We start from the raw sequence: 16,677 nt of genomic DNA, 5'->3' as shown, positions 1-16,677 counted from the left end.
CGGCCGCTCAGGGGCGGCGCCAGTCGTCGCCGGTCAGGTGAGATCCGGCCTGCGGGCCCATCCGCAGCATGCCGCCGTCGACGGTCCAGGACGCGCCGGTGACGTACGAGGCGTCCGGACCGGCGAGGAAGGCGATGACCGCGGCGACCTCCCGGGCGTCGCCGGGCCGGCCGAGCGGGATGCCGGGGCGGCTCTCGGTGTGCGGGTCGGTGTCCTCCTGCCCGGTCATGGGCGTGGAGATCTCGCCCGGGGCGACGGCGTTGACGGTGATGCGGTGCTCGGCCAGTTCGAGTGCCATGACCTGGGTGAGCAGCCCGAGACCGCCCTTGGCCGCGCAGTACGGGGCGGCACCCACCCGCGGCTGGTGCTCGTGGACGGACGTGACGTTGATGATCCGGCCGCCCTCGCCGTGCCCGATCATGTGCCGGGCCGCCTTCTGCCCGCACAGGAAGGGCCCCACGAGATCCACGTCGAGGACCTCACGCACGTCCGACAGCTCCAGGTCGAGGAAGGGTGTCATGGTGCCGGTGCCGGCGTTGTTGACCAGCACGTCGATGCGGCCCAGCCGCTCGCACAGCTCGTCGACGGTGTCGGCGGCGTCGGGCAGCCGGGTGAGGTCCATCCGGGCGACCTCGGCCCGCTGCCCGTGCGCACGCACCTCGTCGGCCGTCTCCTGCGCCCCCTTGCGGTCGGTGTGGTAGGTGATGCCGACGTCCATGCCCGCCTGCGCCAGGTGGACCGCGGTGGCGCGGCCGATGCCGGAGTCGGCGCCGGTGATCACGGCGACTTTGCTGGTGGGCGCGGTGGGGTCGGACATGACAGGTCTCCTCGTCGAGAGGCGGGGGCGAGGCACCGCAGTACCCGGGGGGCCACCGGGCAAACCCGCCGCCCGTCGTGCGGCCCGCCGGGCGCTGGGCAACCCTTGAGGTGGAGGTGGTGATGGATCCCGTCGAGGCACTGGACCGGATCGCCTTTCTGCTGGAGCGGTCCCTGGCGCCGACCTACCGCGTGCGCGCCTTCCGTACGGCGGCCCGCGTACTGAAGGACCTGGGCGGGGACGAGCTGCGCCGGCGGGCGGCGGACGGGTCGCTGGAGAAGCTCAAGGGCGTGGGCCCGAAGACCGCCCAGGTGGTGCGGGAGGCGCTGGCCGGTGAGGTCCCGGGCTATCTGGACAAGCTGGAGCGGGAGGCGGAAGAACAGCCTGCCGTGCGGGGCGGGGAGAAGTTGCGGGCGCTGTTGCGCGGGGACTGCCATCTGCACTCCGACTGGTCGGACGGCGGCAGCCCGATCGAGGAGATGGGGCGGGCCGCAGCGGAGCTGGGCCACGACTGGGCGGCGCTCACCGATCACTCGCCGCGCCTGACGGTGGCGCGCGGGCTGTCGCCCGAGCGGCTGCGGGAGCAGCTGGACGTGGTGGCGGAGCTGAACGAGACCTGGGCACCGTTCCGGCTGCTGACCGGCATCGAGTGCGACATCCTCGAGGACGGGACGCTCGACCAGGAACCGGAGCTGCTGGACCGGCTCGACGTGGTGGTGGTGTCGGTGCACTCCAAGCTGCGCATGGACGCCCGGTCGATGACCCGGCGGATGGTGGCCGCCGTACGCGATCCGCACTCGGACGTGCTCGGGCACTGCACGGGGCGGCTGGTGACCGGGCGGGGGCGGCCGGAGTCGGAGTTCGACGCGGACGAGGTGTTCGCCGCGCTCGCGGAGACGGGCACGGCCCTGGAGATCAACAGCAGGCCGGAGCGGCTGGATCCGCCGCGGCGGCTGCTGCGCCGTGCCGTGGACGCCGGGGTGCTGTTCTCCATCGACACCGACGCGCACGCGCCGGGGCAGCTGGACTGGCAGATCAACGGGTGCGCACGGGCGGAGGAGTGCGGGGTGCCGCCCGAGCGGGTGGTGACCACGTGGTCCCTCGACGAACTCCTGGCCTGGACCCGTGAGCGTCGGGTGCCGTCCGGCGTGGCGGGCGGCTGACGTGGTACCCGCGCGGTCGGAGAGAAAGGGACTGCACTCATGGGAAGCGCGGGACGGGCGGCCGTGTTCGACGTCGACGGCACGTTGGCCGACACCAACCATCTGCACGTCGTGACCTGGTGGGAGGCCTTCCGGCAGGCGGGCCACCAGGTGCCGATGCACGCCATCCACCGGGCCGTCGGCCTGCCGTCGACCGACCTGGTCGCCCATCTGCTGGGCGACGACCGGGACACCGACCAGGACGCCGACATCAGCGCCGGTCACAAGGCGCTGTACGGGCAGTACTTCGACCGGCTGCCCGCGCTGCCGGAGGCCGGAGCGCTGCTGCGGCGGCTGCACGGGGACGGCTGGACGGTCGTGCTGGCCACCTCGGCGGGCGGCGCGGAGCTGAGCGCGCTGCGCCGGGCGATCGACGCGGACGAGGCCATCGCCGCGACGGCGAGCGCCGACGACGTCGACGAGGGCAAGCCCGCCCCCGAGCCGGTCGAGCACGCCCTGGAACTGGCCGGGGTGCCGGCGGAGCGGGCGGTGTTCGTCGGCGACACCGTGTGGGACATGCGGGCGGGCAGCAGGGCCGGGGTGCGCTGTGTGGGCGTCCTGTGCGGCGGCATCCCGCGCGCCGACCTGGCGGAGCCCGGCGCGGACGCGGTCTACGCCGACCCGGCGCACCTGCTGTCGGCCCTGGGCGACAGCCCACTGGCATGAAGGAACGTGAAACCGCCGGTCAGGCGGATACCCGCAGCGCATGACGCGTGTGACGAGTGCGGTACGGCGGAGGGCGGGAGTCCTCCGGGGGCGGAGGAACATGAAAGCGGACACGGGGGAGGCCTCGGACGCACCGTCCGGGGGAGCACCCACGGCTCAGGGGCGGATCGAGAGTCTGCAGCAGAGAACGCGATCCGTGCGTCCGGTGGATGCCGTGCGGCGGGAGTCGCGGTCGGCCTGGGAGGCCGTGCGGGCGGCGTGGCGAGGGCCCGGGCGGGAGCGGGATCTGTTCGTCCAGTCGCTGAAGGCGGCCGGGGCGGCCGTGCTCGCCTGGCTGGTGGGTGGCGTCTGGATGGGCGATCCGCTGGCGCTGATGGCGCCCTGGGTGGCGCTGGTGCTGGTGCAGGCCACCGTCTTCAGCTCGGTGGTGCAGGGGGCGCGGCAGTTCGGGGCCATCTGCGTCGGCACCCTGCTGGCCTCGGGGGCCCAGGCGGTCACCGACGACACGACCGGCGCGCTCGCCCTGTCCGTGCCGGTGCTGATGCTGCTCGCGAACTGGCCCCGCTTCGGCGACCAGGGCATCTACGCGGCCACCACGGCCCTGTTCACCATCTCCTCGGGCATGGTGAGCCTGTCGGCCGTCGGGCACCGGGTGGAGCAGGCCGCGATCGGCGCCGTCATCGGCGTCGCCGTCAACGCGCTCGTCCTGCCCCCGATCCACCTGCGGGACGTACGGGAGAACCTGGCGGCACTCGCCCGGGAGACGGGAGAAGTGCTGCACACCGTCGCCGGCGATCTGCAAGAGGGCGAGTGGGACGCGCAGACCGCCGCCGGCTGGGTCAGTGCCTCGAACCGGCTGGACCACCGCCTGAAAGCGCTGCGTTCGGCGCGCCGGTGGAGCCAGGAGAGCCTGCGCCTGACCTACGCCCCGCTGCGCGCCCTGCACCGCGTACCGCACGACGGTGCGCTGCCGGCGGTGGACGAGGACGAGCGGCTCGGCCGGGTCACCGGGCACGTCGCCACGCTCACCCGGGCCCTGGCGGTGTCCGTGGACGACAACCGGTCTCCCGCCCCGCCGGAGGGCCCGGCCCTGCGCTCGTACGCGCGTCTGCTGGAGCTGGTCGGGGACGCCCTGTGCGCCGAGGCAGACGGTCTGCTCGACGGCGGCGTGACCGCCCAGCCGGACGAGGAGACCCAGAAGGCGATGCGGGAACTACAGGAGGAATTGCAGGAGAAGCTGCGCCGGCACGCCGGGGAGGGGGCCGCCCACACGGCGGTCCTGGGCACGCTGCTGCTCCAGGCGGAGAACCTCTGGGCGGAGACCGTCCCGGGCGACGAGGGGCAGTGAGCCCTCACCAACCTGAAACTGCGGGTAAAGGGACGGTGTGACGCTACTCCGAGATGCCCGTGCTGGTCATGGGCGGCTGTCCACGGCGCAGATCGTCTCCGCTCATCTGGGACGTCTTCGCTACCTGTGCAGCGGCCCGTACGACCTTGATGGTGCGGGAGTACGGGCGCGTCCACGGCAGAGGGGTTTGCATGTGCCGTAGCGGCATGTGGTCCAGTAGGCGGCGAGCACGACATCGAGAGGTTCCCTCGCATGCCCCTTCCTGCGATTCCCCGCCGGGTCAAGATCGGCGATGCCGCCGCGTTCGCCGGGACCACACCCCGCGCCATCCGCCACTACCACGCCATCGGGCTCCTCGCCGAACCGGAACGCGGCAGCGATGACCGCCGCCGCTACGGATACGACGACATGATCCGCCTGCTGTGGATCCGCAGGATGGCCGAAGCGGGTATCTCCCTGGATGACATCCACGCCGCCTTCGAGGGCGCCACCGGCATCGAGCAGTCCCTGGCCCGCCTGGAGGAGTCCCTCGCTTCCAAGGCGGCCGCCATCGAGGCCCAGCGGGCCGCCGTGAACCGTCTCCGCGAGGTGGGCAGCCCCCTGGGCCTGCTCTCACCGCTGGTCACTGGCCGCCTCCGTGATCTACCGCCCGGAGCCCTGCGCTCCGCCGACCTCGATACCCTCCTGGTCACGGAGCGCGTCTTCGGCCCTCTGGGCGCCGCTGTCCAGGCCGACCGGTTCATCGTCCTGGCCACCCACCCCGAGCTGCGGGCCGAGGAGGACCGTCTGGCCGAGGCCGAGGCGGCCCTGGACGACACCATGTCCCCCGACGACCCCCGCGTCGAAGACCTGGCCGCCCAGCGATGTGATCACGAGACCGCCCTTGCAGCCGCCATGGAAAGATCCGGCCTGGACGAGGCCCTCGACGTCCTCCTGGACCGGGAGGACGAGCACCCCGGCGAGGAAGGAGACGGGGCGAGGATGAGCGTGATGGAGGCCATCGGCACGATGCCGTACGACTTCTCCCCGGCCCGCGTCCGGTACGAGGAACGTGTCATCGAACTGTTTCACTCGGCCGATCAGGACGGCGACAGGGACCCACGGACCTGCTGACTGGCGTCGGCGCCCGAAGCGGGCCCGACAAGAGCGGCCCGGAGTCACCGGACAGGGGCCCGGGCTCGGAACACCCGGGGTTGGTTGCCCGTTGAACAGGGTGTGGGTCCGGACAGGATCCGCCCCTGAGCCGCCCCGGCCGTGATTCCCCCGTCCGGCCGGGGCTCTCCTCTCCCCACGTGCAATCCCCGCGTCCCGGGTACTCGGTCACCTCTCGTTGGACCAGCGGCGGAGAGGAGCACGAAGTGAGCAGCGGAACGGGTATGAGGGTCGTTGTCACGGGTGCCACCGGCAACGTCGGCACGAGCGTGGTGCGCCTGCTGTCGGAGGATCCGGAGGTCGCCTCGGTGCTGGGTCTGGCCCGGCGGATCCCCGACTGGTCGCCGCCGAAGACGGACTGGGCCGCCGTCGACCTGGCGTCCGAGCGGTCCGATCTGGTGGAGCGGTTCACGGACGCGGACGCGGTGGTCCATCTGGCATGGGCCTTCCAGCCGACGCACGACCCGGCCGCTACCTGGCGCACCAATGTGCTCGGCAGCATGCGGGTCTTCGAGGCGGTGGCCGCGGCGGGCGTGCCCGCGCTGGTGCACGCCTCGTCGGTCGGCGCGTACTCGCCCGGCCCCAAGGACGAGACGGTGGACGAGTCGTGGCCGACACACGGCTGGCCGGACGCCGCGTACTGCCGGGAGAAGGCCTATCTGGAGCGTGCGCTGGACACCTTCGAGCGCGACCACCCCCAGACGCGGGTGGTGCGGATGCGGCCCGCGTTCCTCTTCCAGCGGGAGTCCGCGAGCGAGCAGCGCCGCATCTTCGGCGGCCGGTTCCTGCCCGGCCCGCTGGCCCGCCCGGAGCTGCTGCCGTTCCTGCCGGACGTCCCGGGGCTGCGGATGCAGGCGCTGCACACGGACGACGCGGCGAACGCGTACCGGCTGGCGCTGCGCTCCGATGTCCGGGGCGCCTTCAACCTGGCGGCCGACCCGCCCGTCGACGTGCGGCTGCTGGGCGAGATGTTCGACGCGCGTCCGGTGCGGCTGCCGCGCAGCGCGGCCCGGTCGGCGATCGCCGCCGCCTGGGGCCTGCATCTGCTGCCCGCCTCCCCGCACCTGTTCGACGCGGTGCTGCGACTGCCGCTCATGGACTGCACCCGTGCGCGGACGGAGCTGGGCTGGCGGCCGGAGCACACGGCTCCCGAGGTGCTGGAGGAGTTCCTGCTGGGCCTGCAGCAGGGGGCGGGGGCGCCGACGGAGCCGCTGCGGGGACGCAAGGTGGGCTGATTCCGGCGAGCCGCGGTCGAGCCGTGCACGAGGTGCACGACCTGGCGAGCGGCCCTGACACCGTGACCTGCCTGTGCACCGCCCGGCGGGGGCCCTGGCCACACCGAGCCTTGGGCATGGCCGGGGCCTGCCTTGGGCATGCCGAGCTCCGCGCATGCCGAGGGAGACATGCGCGAGGGCCGCAGCCGACCCCCACAGCCGGCTGCGGCCCTCGGTGGGATGCCCTCCTCAGGCGGAGGGCTCGTCCGGCACCGGGTGCTCGGGGTGAACCGTTCCCGAGTGCGGTGCTCCCTGCCGGCCCGTCCCCGCTTCGTCCGTGTCGGGGACGTCACCGGTGGGCTCGTCGGTCTCGTCGTCGCTCTTCTGTTCGCCGTCCTTGCCGGTGCCCGTGAAGCGCGGGGCGACCTCCCACGGGTCCTCGCCGTCGTCGGCCTGCTGGTCCGGCATGTCCCGCGGGATGGGCTCACCGTTCTCGCCGGGTCCTTCGAGGCGGTGGTCGGTCACGGCGTGCTCCCTTCTGTGGTCCGGGCGCCACGCGAGTACCTCCGCGGTGATCGGCGAAACCTCAGCGCGGGGTCCGCTCCTGAAGTGCGGTGCGCCAGGCGGGGAGCGGATACTCCGGTGCCGGGTCGGGGCGCCGTCCGCCGCGTGCGAAGAAGTCGGCGAGCGGCAGGATCGCGGCGCCGACCGTGACCGCGTCGGGTCCGAGCCGTCCGAGGTCGACGGTCACCTTCCCGGCCGGGTGGCGCAGCGCGTACGACATGGCGTGACGGCGCACGGCCGGCAGGAAGCGCGAGCCTAGCGCCAGGCCCGCCCAGCCGCCGATGAGGATGCGCTCGGGCTGGAAGAGGTTGATCAGGTCGGACAGGCCGGCCCCGAGGTACTCGGCGGTCTCCTCCAGGACGGCCAGCGCGACGGGGTCGGCCGCACCGTCCTCGGGCGGGTAGGCCGCGGCGAGCATCGCCGTGAGGGCGGTCTCCTCGTCGGCGCCGTCCGGGACCCGGCCGCCCTCCTCCCGCCAGCGGGCCAGCAGCGACTCGGCTCCCGCGTACGCCTCCAGGCAGCCTAGTGCGCCGCACCGGCAGCGGCGGCCCCGGACCCGGACGGTCAGGTGCCCCCACTCGACCGCGCGGCCCTGCTCCACGTCCGGGGTGACGAGGCTCGCGCCGACGCCGGAGCCGAACAGCACGACGACGGCGTTGTGGGCGCCGCGTCCGGCGCCGAACCACATCTCGGCCTGACCCAGCGTCTTGGCGCCGTTGTCGATGAAGTACGGGACGGTGTCCGGCAGCGGGGATCCGGCGCGGAGCAGGGCCTCCAGCGGGACGGTGTCCCAGCCGATGGTCTGCCCGTGCACGAGCGCGCCACGGTCCGCGGTGCGCTCGACGATGCCGGGGACGCCGATGCCGACGCCGAGGAGCCGCTCGGGCGCGAGGCCGGCGGTGTCCAGCACTTCGGCGACGCCCTGGCGGATGTGGCCGACGATGGCCTCGACCTCGTAGCGCTGCGGCGCCAGCGGGTGCTCGGCGCGGGCGAGTTCGGTGAGGGTGAGGTCGAAGAGCTCGACCCGGACCCGGGTCTCGCCGACATCGACCCCGATCATGTGGCCGCTGCCGGGTGCGACGCGCAGCAGGATGCGGGGGCGGCCGCCGTCGGAGTCGACGCTGCCGGCCTCCTCGACCAGCCCGTCGGCGACCAGGTCCGCGACGACGTTGCTGACGGAACCCGAGCTCAGGCCGGTCGCCGGGCCGAGTTCGAAGCGGCTGAGCGGGCCGTCGAAGTAGATCCTCTGCAGCACGGCCGTACGGTTGGCCCGCCTGAGATCGCGCACCGTGCGCCCGTTCCGCGCAGCCATGTGGCTCCCCTCGCGTCCCCTGTCCGACCTGCAACATACCGTCGGGGACGGCCCGGTGCGACAGCCCGGTGCGACATTCCTCCAACCCTTATTTCATGGTGTGAGCCAACCGTGTCCGGTCGGCGGGTTCAGGTGGTCTCCTCGATCTCGTCAAGGGCCGCGACGAGTTCGGGGGCGACCGTCTCCCGCACCCAGCGCCGCTGCTCCTCGCCGGCCTCGCGGGGAATCGTCTCGGTGAGCATGATCAGGTACAGGTACGCCCGGTACAGGGCCAGTCGCAGACGGGCCGGGGCGTCGAAGCGGGCCCGGCCGCCGGCCTCCCGGTAGCCGGCCAGGAAGTCCTCGTCCTTCCTGATGTCCCCGAGCAGCGCCAAGGAGACGAAGTCGGCCAGGGGGTCGCCCCAGAACATGCGCTCCCCGTCGATGAGGCCGCCGATGCGGGCCCGACCGTCCGCACGGTCGACGAGGATGTTGCCCCGCCACAGATCGAAGTGGACGAGGCGGGGCTGGGTCACCTCGTCGAGCGCGCCGTACGCGGACGCTGCGGTCCGGGCCACGGAGTCGACGGGGCGGGGCAGCCGGGCCCCGTAGCGCCTGGCGTCGTCGAGGACGGCGTCGAACATCGCCGTGAACGCCGTCCGCCAGTCGGGGGCGAGCGGGCCGAGCGCGCCGGAGGGGTAGCCGTAGCCTGGGCCGGTCACCTCGTGCAGCCGGGCCACCTGGCGCCCCAGTTCCGTGCGCAGAGCGGTCTGTTCCGGATCGGTGAGCGTGCCGTCCCACGGGTCGCCCGGTACGGCCGTCATGAGGAGATAGTCCTCCCCCGCGCACACCTCCTGCGGCACGGGGACACCGACGCGGGCGGCCCGGCGGTAGAACTCGGCCTCCGAGACGAGCAGCCGCTTCTCGTGCCGCAGTCCGGGAACGGCCGCGGCGGGCGGGATCTTCAGCACGTAGCGGCTGCCGTCGGTGAGGCGGAGTTCCTCGACGGTGTTGTAGGTGCCGCCGGTCAGTGGGGCGAGGTGGGCGAGGCCGCCGGGGTCCAGGCCCGCTGCCGCCAAGACGTGCCGGGCCCGTTCCCAGGAGTCCACCACCGTGTGCCCACCCCTCCCCTGCCGCATCGGTCAGCCGGCCGCGTACACGTCCTCGACGTAACGCCCGTCCGCGACCAGTCCGTCGAGCCATTGCCCGGCGGCCGTCTCGTCGGCGCCCGGCGTGTGCTTCCGGTACAGGGTACGGAACGCCTCCCGCACCCCGGGGGCCATCCGGGAACCGTCACCGCAGACGTACACCCGCGCTCCGGAGTCCAGCAGGCTCCAGACCTCCTCGGCCTCGGCGGCGATCCGGTGCTGCACGAACCGCACCTCGCCCTCGGGCGTCTCGCTGAAGGCGGGGCGCAGGGAGACGGCGCCGGCGGTCTCGGCGGCGCGCAGTTCCTCGGCGTGCAGGAAGTCCGCGTCGGGGGCGTCGCAGCCGAAGTAGCAGAGGGCCGGGGCGAGTTCGGTGCCGGCCGTGAGGGCGGCCGTACGGTCGGCGATGGTGCCGCGGAACGGGGCGAGGCCGGTGCCCGCCGCGACCATGACGACTGGTGCCGCGTCACCGGTGACGTCGATCCGGAAGGCCTCCCGGCAGGGCTGCACGCGCGCGTACACCGTGTCGCCGGGCTCGACGGTGGCGAGGTGGCCGGAGCCGGTACCCCGGTAGACGCCCTTGCCGGAGCGGGCGGGTGCCTCCAGCAGCGACACCATCAGGTCCACGTGGCCGGGGTCGAGGGCCGGCGAGGAGGAGATGGAGTAGTGGCGCGGGCGCAGCGGGGTGAGGAGGCCGAGGAGCTGCGGCCAGTCCAGGGCGCCGCGCAGGGCCGGGTGGTCCTCCAGGATCTCCACGAGGGTGCGCGGGTCGTCGGTGAGGGCGGCCAGGGCGATGCGCTCCGGCGGGCACGGGTTGGCGGCGGCGAGCGCGGCCAGCTGCCCGGCGCTCGGCCGCTCCTGCAGCTCCACGTGGTGGGTGAGGAGCTGCCGTACCGTCACGGGGCGGTCCACGGCGATGCCGTCGCGGCGCGGGCGGGTGGCGCGGATGTCCAGGACGGTGTCGAGGTCGGCGCCGAGCGCGGTGGCCGCCCGCGTGACGAGGTCCGGGGCGTTGGCGGGGAGCACGGTGAGGTGGTCGGCCGTGCGGTAGGTGACGCCGTCCGGCAGGGCGACGCGGAGGAACCGCTTGCGCCGGGCGTAGCCGGGGGCGGTGAGGTCGCGCGCCTCGGTGACGCGCATGGGGACGAGGCCGTGCCGTTCGGCGAGGGCGTCCAGCGGTCCGCCGGTCAGGGTGCGGACCTCGTAGGCGCTCAGGGGCTCGGGGCCCGGCGTCGTGGCGTCCGGGTCGCCGTAGCGCTCCAGGAGGGCGGTGCGCAGGGACGCGGTGAAGGCGCGGACGGTGCCGGTGAGGTCGCCGGAGGCGTCGGCGGCGGCGCGCTCCACCAGCCGGGCGGCGCCGGACTCGGCGAGCCGCTCGTCGATGCGGGTGGGGACGTGCTGGTAGGTGGCGGCCCAGTTGCGGTCGCCGACGCCGAGGACGGCGTAGGCCACGCCCGACAGGTCGTGGGTCTCCTCCAGCCGGGCGGCGAAGGCGGTGGCGTCGTCGGTGGGGCGGCCGTTGTAGGAGGCGGCGGTGATGACGACGGGCCGGTCGGTGGGCAGGCCGCCCGCGTAGGCGTCGAGGGGGGCCACCTCGGTGGCGCACCCGATGGCGGCGGCCTCGTCGGCGAGCTGGGCCGCGAACTCACGGCAGGTGCCGTAGTTGCTGCCGTGCAGGAAGAGGGCGGCGGTGCCGGGACGGACGCGGGCAGGCAGGTCCTGCGGCTCGGCCGAGGCGGTCTCCCGTGCCGGGGCGGCTCCGGGCAGCGGGCTGTGAACGCGGTCGGCGGACGTGCGCGGCTTCAGGGCGAGGGTGAAGCCCTCGGGCTTGAGGGTGAGGGTCTCCTTGACGTCGAGCCGGTAGTCGGCGTGGTCGCTCAGCCGGTAGCGGTGGACGAGCATCGCCAGCAGCATCGTCGCCTCGTGCAGCGCGAACTGCCGTCCGATGCAGGCGCGCTCGCCGGTGCCGAACGGCTTGAAGGCGTGCACCGGCCGGCCGGCCTCCGCCTCGGCCGTGAAGCGGGAGGGGTCGAACAGCTCGGGGTTGTCGCCCCACACGGGCTGCCGGTGCAGCATCGGCGTGAGGACCAGGACGCCCTGCCCGGCGCGCAGCGGGATGCGGCCGCCGAGCAGGGTGTCCTCGCGGGCCTCCCGGGAGAACACGGCGGCGGTGGGCCACAGCCGGAGCGCCTCGTTGAGGACCTGGCGGGTGTAGGTCAGCCGGCCGACCTCGTCGAAGGTCGGCTCGACGTCGGTCCGGTCGCCCCACAGCGCGTCGACCTCGCGCTGCACCAGCTGGAGCGCGGCGGGGTGCTTGGCCAGGTAGTACAGCGCGAAGGACATCGCGCCGGAGGTGGTCTCGTGGCCGGCGATCAGGAACGTGATGACCTGGTTGCGGATGTTGGCGGTGTCGAGCGTGGTGCCGTCGGCCGGGTGCCGGGCGGTGAGCATCAGGCCGAGGAGGTCGTCGGAGTCGCTCTGGTCGATGCCGGTGCGGGCGGCGATGACGTCGTCGACGACCCGGGCGAGGTAGGCGGAGTCCTCCCGGAAGGCGGCGTCCTGCTCCGTGTAGTCCTGGCCCGGCACGCGTGCCAGTCGGGTCATGCTCCACTCCAGGCAGCGGACCATCGACTGGACGAAGGGGTGCGGCTCGGCCCGTTCGAAGGAACCGAAGTCGTAGCCGAAGCCGGCGAGTCCGATGGTGTCGAGCGTCATGCGGGTCATGTCGTCGGGCACGTTCACCGGCTGCCCGGCGCGGGCGTCGCGGTCCCAGGACGCGATGAGCCGGCGGGCCACCTCCAGCATCACGGGGTGGTAGGTGCGCATCGAGCCGAGCGCGAAGGCGGGCATGAGGATGTCGTGCGCCTTGGCCCAGTTGGGCTCGTCGTTGTACGCGGTGAACAGGCCGTCGGCGGCGAACTCGCGGACATTGCCCAGACCGGGCCCGATGTGCTTGGCGAACCGCTGCTCGTCGGCGAGTTCGGCCACGAGGTCCAGGTCACTCACGAACAGGGTGTCCCGCCCGTACAGCCGCCGCAGCAGCACCGGCCCGTGCTCGCGCATCAGGTCCATGACCTGCTGGATGGGCGCACCGCCGGGTCCGGTGGCGGAGATGTCGGCGACGGGGACGCCGGGGAGGTCGTCGGCGGTCAGGGGAGTCTGTCCGGTGGGGGGCATGACGCGGCAACTGCCTTTCGCGGTACGGAAGTACTGCGATCCAGCGTGATCCACGGCGCCCGGGAGGCGGCGCCTCGGCCCTACATGATTGTGTAGTGCGAGCAGATGCGCCGCTCTTGCGCGGGAGCGGCCCGGCATGGCAGGAGAAGCTCGTGGACCTGGCCCGGCAGGAGGCCGTGACGTGGCGCAACCGCGCGCTGCTGCTGTTCGACCGGGTCGCGATGCCGGTCGCGGTGTGTGACGTGTACGGGGCGGTGCTGCTGGCCAATCCGGCGATGGCGGCGGAGTGCGGCAGGACACCGGGGCAGCTGCGCGGACGCGACGTGCTGGACCTGTTCAGCCCACGGGAGGCGACGCAGGTGGAGCGCATCGCCGAGGCATTGCGCCTGCGGCACCGCTCGCGCTACCAGGTGTCGGTGCGCTGGCGGGCACCGGGCGGCGCTGAGCGCAGCGGTGAACTGACGGCGGATCCGGTCAGCGACACGGCGGAGGACACCCCGGCCCTGCTGGTGATGCTCCGGGTGGACCCCGAACGTGCCCCTTCCCCCGCCGCCCCCGCAGAACAGGCGCGGGTCACCCCGACGGAGGCCCGCATCCTGAGCCTCCTGGCCGTCGGCGCCACCACGGCCCGGGCGTCCCGGGAGACCGGCCTCACCACCGACGGCGTGACCTACCACCTGCGCCGCCTGTCGTCCCGCTGGGGCGCGTCCAACCGCACGGAACTGGTGGCCCGGGCCTATGCGCTGGGGGTGCTGACCCCCGGGGTGTGGCCGCCGGAGGTCTCGGGAACCGAGGCCTGACGGAAATCCGGTCGCCCCTCGCGCCGCGACTGTCTAATCTGATCTCGCCCACAAAACCTAGGACCCCTAGGTTTGCGAAAGACAACTCCCAGGAGCTCCCATGCAGCCGCTCACCGAGCAGGACATCCGCGCCTCCTTCGTCAACTGCTCGAAGGGCGAGGCCAAGCGGCTCGCCGTGCCCAGGGATCTCGACGGGCGGCCCTGGGACGATCTCGACTTCCTCGGGTGGCGGGATCCGGGAGCGCCGGACCGGAGCTATCTGGTGGCCGAGCGGGACGGGCGGCTCGTGGGGCTGGCGATGCGCTTCCAGGCCGGGCAGCGCGGGTTCCTGCACCGCAGCATGTGTTCGCTGTGCCTGACGACGCACCCGCGGGGCGGGGTATCGCTGATGACCGCGCGCAAGGCCGGGCCGGCCGGGCGTGAGGGCAACTCCGTCGGGGCGTACATGTGCACCGACCTCGCCTGCTCCCTGTACGTGCGGGGGAAGAAGGCGCCGGAGGCGGGGTCCCGGTTCGAGGAGAGCCTCACCCTGGAGGAGCAGATCGCGCGGACCACGGGCCATCTGGCCGCCTTCCTCGACAAGGTGTACGCCTGAGCCCCTCGGTCGCCCGCGGTTTGCCCCGGCATTAACGTCCTTCATGAGCGTCCTTCATGGATGTGTTCGACGGATGCGTTCGATGCGCCGGGGAAGGGGAACAGCCCGAGGATGCGAGAGGTACGTGAGTGGACGGCGCACGCCGAGCGGATCGTGAGGAAGCGTCGTGATCCGGTGGTCGTGCAGACGCTGCGGTCCGCGACGGCGGCGACGATCGCGTACGTCATCGCCCTGCGGCTTAGCCCCGAGCCGGCCCCCCTCACCGCTCCCCTGACGGCACTGCTGGTCGTCCAGGTGACGCTGTACGCCACCATCACCAACGGCTTCCGGCGGGTGAACGCCGTGGTGACGGGCGTGCTCGTCGCCATCGCGTTCAGCCTGCTGGTGGGCCTGACCTGGTGGAGCCTCGCGCTGCTCCTGGTGGCCTCACTGGCCGTGGGACGGCTGGTCCGGGTGGAGGAGTACGTACCCGAGGTCGCGATCAGCGCAATGCTCGTCCTCGGCGTCACCACCGTCGGGGACACCGCCTGGGCCCGGGTGGTGGAGACGCTGATCGGCGCGATCGTCGGACTCGCCTGCAACCTGCTGCTCGCCCCGCCGGTGTGGGTGGAGGAGGCGGGCGAGTCGATCGAGGGCCTGGCGCGTCGGTTGCGGCAGCTGATGCTGCGCATGGGCGAGGAGGCCGCCGGCGGCACGCCCGTGCACCGCGCGGAGAAGCAACTGCACGAGGCGCGCCGCCTGGATCACGACATCGTCGAGGTGGACGCGGCGCTGCGGCAGGCCGAGGACAGTCTGCGGCTCAATCCGCGCGTGCAGGACAGCGTGCTGCACCGGGTCGTGATGCGCACCGGCCTGGACACGCTGGAGATCTGCACGGTCGTCCTGCGCGTACTGGCCCGCTCCCTCACCGACCTCGCGAAGGAGCGCGAGCCCGAGCCGCAGTTCGAGGCGGAGACCGGCGCCGCCCTGGCGCAGCTGCTGTCCGAGATCGCCGACGCCGTGGTGAGCTTCGCGGTGCTGGTCACCACGCACCTGAGCGCGAGCGCCGAGTCGGCGGAGGAACGGCTCGCCGCGGAACTGCGCACCGCCGCGGGCACCCGCGACAAACTGGCCCTGCTGCTGCGCGAGGAGGCCGAGCGCGACCCGCGGCACTGGCAGCTTCCGGGAGCGGTCCTCACGGAGGTCAACCGCATCCTCGACGAGCTCGACACCGAGCACCGTACCCGCCGCCTGTTCGAGGAACTGGACCGCGTGTCGCGCGAGCAGCGGGCGCGGATGCCTCGTCTGACGCGGCTGCGGGAGCGGCTGGGCGTCACGGAGCAGATGTGGCGGAACCGCGCGGGGTTCGACGGGCGTTCTCGCTGAGGGGAACGCCGGCAGGGGGCCGGCATCCGAGGCGAGGAGCGGGCCATGGCCGACACGACCGTGCGGATCGACGGGAACACACTGCGGCTGCCGGGCGGGGTGGCCGTGCGGTTCATCCGCACTCTGCGCCTGCCGGAGACGGGTACGCACCCGCTGCCCCCGGGCCTCGGCGAGTTCCCGGTCCGGCGCATCGCGGACTACGCGGACCGGGTCCCCGAGGAGTGGCGGGCACGCGGCGGTGTGATGCTGCCGGTGTATCTGCGCGAAGCGATGTGGCTGAGCTTCGCGGGCACCTCGGAGCCGGCCGCGCTCCAGGTCGGCGTCGGCAAGGTGTGCGCGGTCTCGGGCGGGCCCTGGAGCGACCGGCCGGCCCGCGGCCCGCAGAATTACGTGGTGCTCCCCCGTCAGCCCTGGCTGGACGGCATCAACTCCGGCACGGGCACGGTCCGGCAGTTCGTCGCCGTCCCGCTCGGTCTGGGCGCCACCGTCGAGGGGCAGGTCACGGGCGAGGAGGTGTGGGGCGGCGTACAGCTGCAGTCCTTCGCGCTGAACGACCGGGCGCTGGCGCTGTGGCGTGAGGAGGAGCGGCGGCGGCAGGTGCCCCCGGCGCCCGCGCCGCCGGGCGGCTACGGCGCCGCGATGCCGGCCGCGTTCGGCAGCCCTGCCGCCGGTGGTTACGGTGCGCCCGCCGCTGGCGGCTACGGCGCCCCGATGCCGATGGCGGCCCCGTCGGCCCCGGGCGCCGTCCCGGCACGGGCCGCGACCGGTGCGGCCCGGCCGGCCCCCGGTGCCGCTCCCGCGGCACCGGCGAGCGCTCCGCGCGCGGCCGCAGCCATGGGGCTGGGCGTCGGCGGCTCCATGCGGCAGGAGGTCTACCAGGACGACCGGCCGCTCTCGGACTGGTCGGAGAAGCCGGCGGGGCGGGTGTTCGTGCACCTGGTGACGCCGCCGGAGTGGCGCCGCATCACCGGCGAGGCCGCACCGCCGTCGCCGGTGGACCGGACCGCCTACACCCGGGCGGGCCTGCCCTGGTTCGACTACTTCGACCAGGACGCGGAGGATCTCGCCCCCACGGACACACTCCGGTCCGTCAAGCCGGTCGGCGACTGGCTCGGCGACGACCACGAGCCCTGGCAGCCGCCCACCCCGGGGCAGACGCAGCAGCTCAAGGACGCCCCGGGCCAACCGGTCGCGGACGGGGACTGGTAGTCGGCCGGGGGCGTCGCGGACGGGGACTGGTAGTCGGCCGGGGGCGTCGCGGACGGGGACTGGTAGTCGGCCGGGGGCGTCGCGGACGGGGTCGGCAGTCGGCCGGGGGACGTCTCGGGCGGAGGCTGA

The 16,677-nt window shown here is 73.5% G+C and carries 15 protein-coding genes; 9 read left to right on the top strand and 6 right to left on the bottom strand.

Going from position 1 to position 16,677, the window contains the following annotated elements; translation table 11 throughout:
* Window positions 1–7 precede the first annotated feature (7 nt).
* On the bottom strand, window positions 8–817 hold the full coding sequence (locus ACFY5B_RS28575; RefSeq protein ID WP_389974474.1) for an SDR family oxidoreductase: 810 nt from the start codon (window positions 815–817) through the stop codon (window positions 8–10).
* A 122-nt stretch (window positions 818–939) separates the two neighbouring features.
* Between ACFY5B_RS28575 and ACFY5B_RS28570 the strand changes: the two genes are divergently transcribed.
* The 3 genes from ACFY5B_RS28570 to ACFY5B_RS28560 all read left to right on the top strand — a co-directional run bounded on the left by ACFY5B_RS28570 (window position 940) and on the right by ACFY5B_RS28560 (window position 4,033).
* A complete protein-coding gene (locus ACFY5B_RS28570; protein ID WP_389974470.1) occupies window positions 940–1,980 on the top strand; it encodes a PHP domain-containing protein in 1,041 nt (346 codons plus the stop codon).
* Window positions 1,981–2,019: 39 nt separating this feature from the next.
* Window positions 2,020–2,685 carry an HAD family hydrolase gene (locus tag ACFY5B_RS28565; protein WP_389974466.1) on the top strand — a complete coding sequence of 222 codons (666 nt, stop codon included), beginning with the start codon at window positions 2,020–2,022 and terminating at the stop codon, window positions 2,683–2,685.
* A 196-nt stretch (window positions 2,686–2,881) separates the two neighbouring features.
* Window positions 2,882–4,033: an aromatic acid exporter family protein gene (locus ACFY5B_RS28560; RefSeq protein ID WP_389974463.1), complete on the top strand. Its 1,152-nt coding sequence runs from the start codon at window positions 2,882–2,884 to the stop codon at window positions 4,031–4,033.
* A 43-nt stretch (window positions 4,034–4,076) separates the two neighbouring features.
* Here the strand turns inward: ACFY5B_RS28560 and ACFY5B_RS28555 are convergent, their stop codons facing one another.
* The gene (locus ACFY5B_RS28555) at window positions 4,077–4,226 is read right to left on the bottom strand and encodes a hypothetical protein (RefSeq protein ID WP_389974460.1); all 150 of its coding nucleotides are present in this window, start codon (window positions 4,224–4,226) and stop codon (window positions 4,077–4,079) included.
* Between the two features lie 59 nt (window positions 4,227–4,285).
* Here ACFY5B_RS28555 and ACFY5B_RS28550 point away from each other — a divergent pair, with 59 nt between their 5' ends.
* Together ACFY5B_RS28550 and ACFY5B_RS28545 are read left to right on the top strand one after the other, a co-directional pair.
* Complete coding sequence (locus tag ACFY5B_RS28550) at window positions 4,286–5,146, top strand: MerR family transcriptional regulator (protein ID WP_389974457.1); 861 nt, start codon at window positions 4,286–4,288, stop codon at window positions 5,144–5,146.
* A 245-nt stretch (window positions 5,147–5,391) separates the two neighbouring features.
* A complete protein-coding gene (locus tag ACFY5B_RS28545; protein WP_389974454.1) occupies window positions 5,392–6,420 on the top strand; it encodes an SDR family oxidoreductase in 1,029 nt (342 codons plus the stop codon).
* A gap of 228 nt (window positions 6,421–6,648) precedes the next feature.
* On the opposite strand, the gene ACFY5B_RS28540 is transcribed toward ACFY5B_RS28545, so the two are convergent.
* From ACFY5B_RS28540 to ACFY5B_RS28525, 4 genes are all read right to left on the bottom strand, one after another.
* The gene (locus tag ACFY5B_RS28540) at window positions 6,649–6,924 is read right to left on the bottom strand and encodes a hypothetical protein (RefSeq protein ID WP_389974451.1); all 276 of its coding nucleotides are present in this window, start codon (window positions 6,922–6,924) and stop codon (window positions 6,649–6,651) included.
* 61 nt (window positions 6,925–6,985) lie between these two features.
* Entirely contained in the window at window positions 6,986–8,275 is a 1,290-nt protein-coding gene (locus ACFY5B_RS28535) for an ROK family protein (protein WP_389974449.1), read from the bottom strand.
* 128 nt (window positions 8,276–8,403) lie between these two features.
* Window positions 8,404–9,366, bottom strand: coding sequence for a phosphotransferase family protein (locus ACFY5B_RS28530; protein WP_389974446.1), 963 nt, complete (start codon window positions 9,364–9,366; stop codon window positions 8,404–8,406).
* 30 nt (window positions 9,367–9,396) lie between these two features.
* The gene (locus tag ACFY5B_RS28525) at window positions 9,397–12,579 is read right to left on the bottom strand and encodes a cytochrome P450 (protein ID WP_389974443.1); all 3,183 of its coding nucleotides are present in this window, start codon (window positions 12,577–12,579) and stop codon (window positions 9,397–9,399) included.
* A gap of 152 nt (window positions 12,580–12,731) precedes the next feature.
* Between ACFY5B_RS28525 and ACFY5B_RS28520 the strand changes: the two genes are divergently transcribed.
* The 4 genes from ACFY5B_RS28520 (at window position 12,732) to ACFY5B_RS28505 (ending at window position 16,548) form a co-directional block, all read left to right on the top strand.
* Window positions 12,732–13,379 (top strand): helix-turn-helix transcriptional regulator, encoded by a 648-nt coding sequence (locus tag ACFY5B_RS28520; protein ID WP_389974705.1) that lies wholly within the window; start codon window positions 12,732–12,734, stop codon window positions 13,377–13,379.
* A gap of 100 nt (window positions 13,380–13,479) precedes the next feature.
* Window positions 13,480–13,974 (top strand): FBP domain-containing protein, encoded by a 495-nt coding sequence (locus tag ACFY5B_RS28515; RefSeq protein WP_389974440.1) that lies wholly within the window; start codon window positions 13,480–13,482, stop codon window positions 13,972–13,974.
* A gap of 111 nt (window positions 13,975–14,085) precedes the next feature.
* Complete coding sequence (locus ACFY5B_RS28510) at window positions 14,086–15,339, top strand: FUSC family protein (protein WP_389974437.1); 1,254 nt, start codon at window positions 14,086–14,088, stop codon at window positions 15,337–15,339.
* A 45-nt stretch (window positions 15,340–15,384) separates the two neighbouring features.
* Window positions 15,385–16,548, top strand: coding sequence for a hypothetical protein (locus ACFY5B_RS28505; RefSeq protein ID WP_389974433.1), 1,164 nt, complete (start codon window positions 15,385–15,387; stop codon window positions 16,546–16,548).
* The last annotated feature ends 129 nt before the right edge of the window (window positions 16,549–16,677 follow it).

The organism is Streptomyces sp. NPDC013187 (assembly GCF_042899705.1).
In the GTDB taxonomy this organism is placed as follows: Bacteria; Actinomycetota; Actinomycetes; order Streptomycetales; family Streptomycetaceae; genus Streptomyces; species Streptomyces hawaiiensis_A.
The sequence above is the reverse complement of the archived record's forward strand: the minus strand, read 5'-3'. Positions and strand labels throughout refer to the sequence as shown.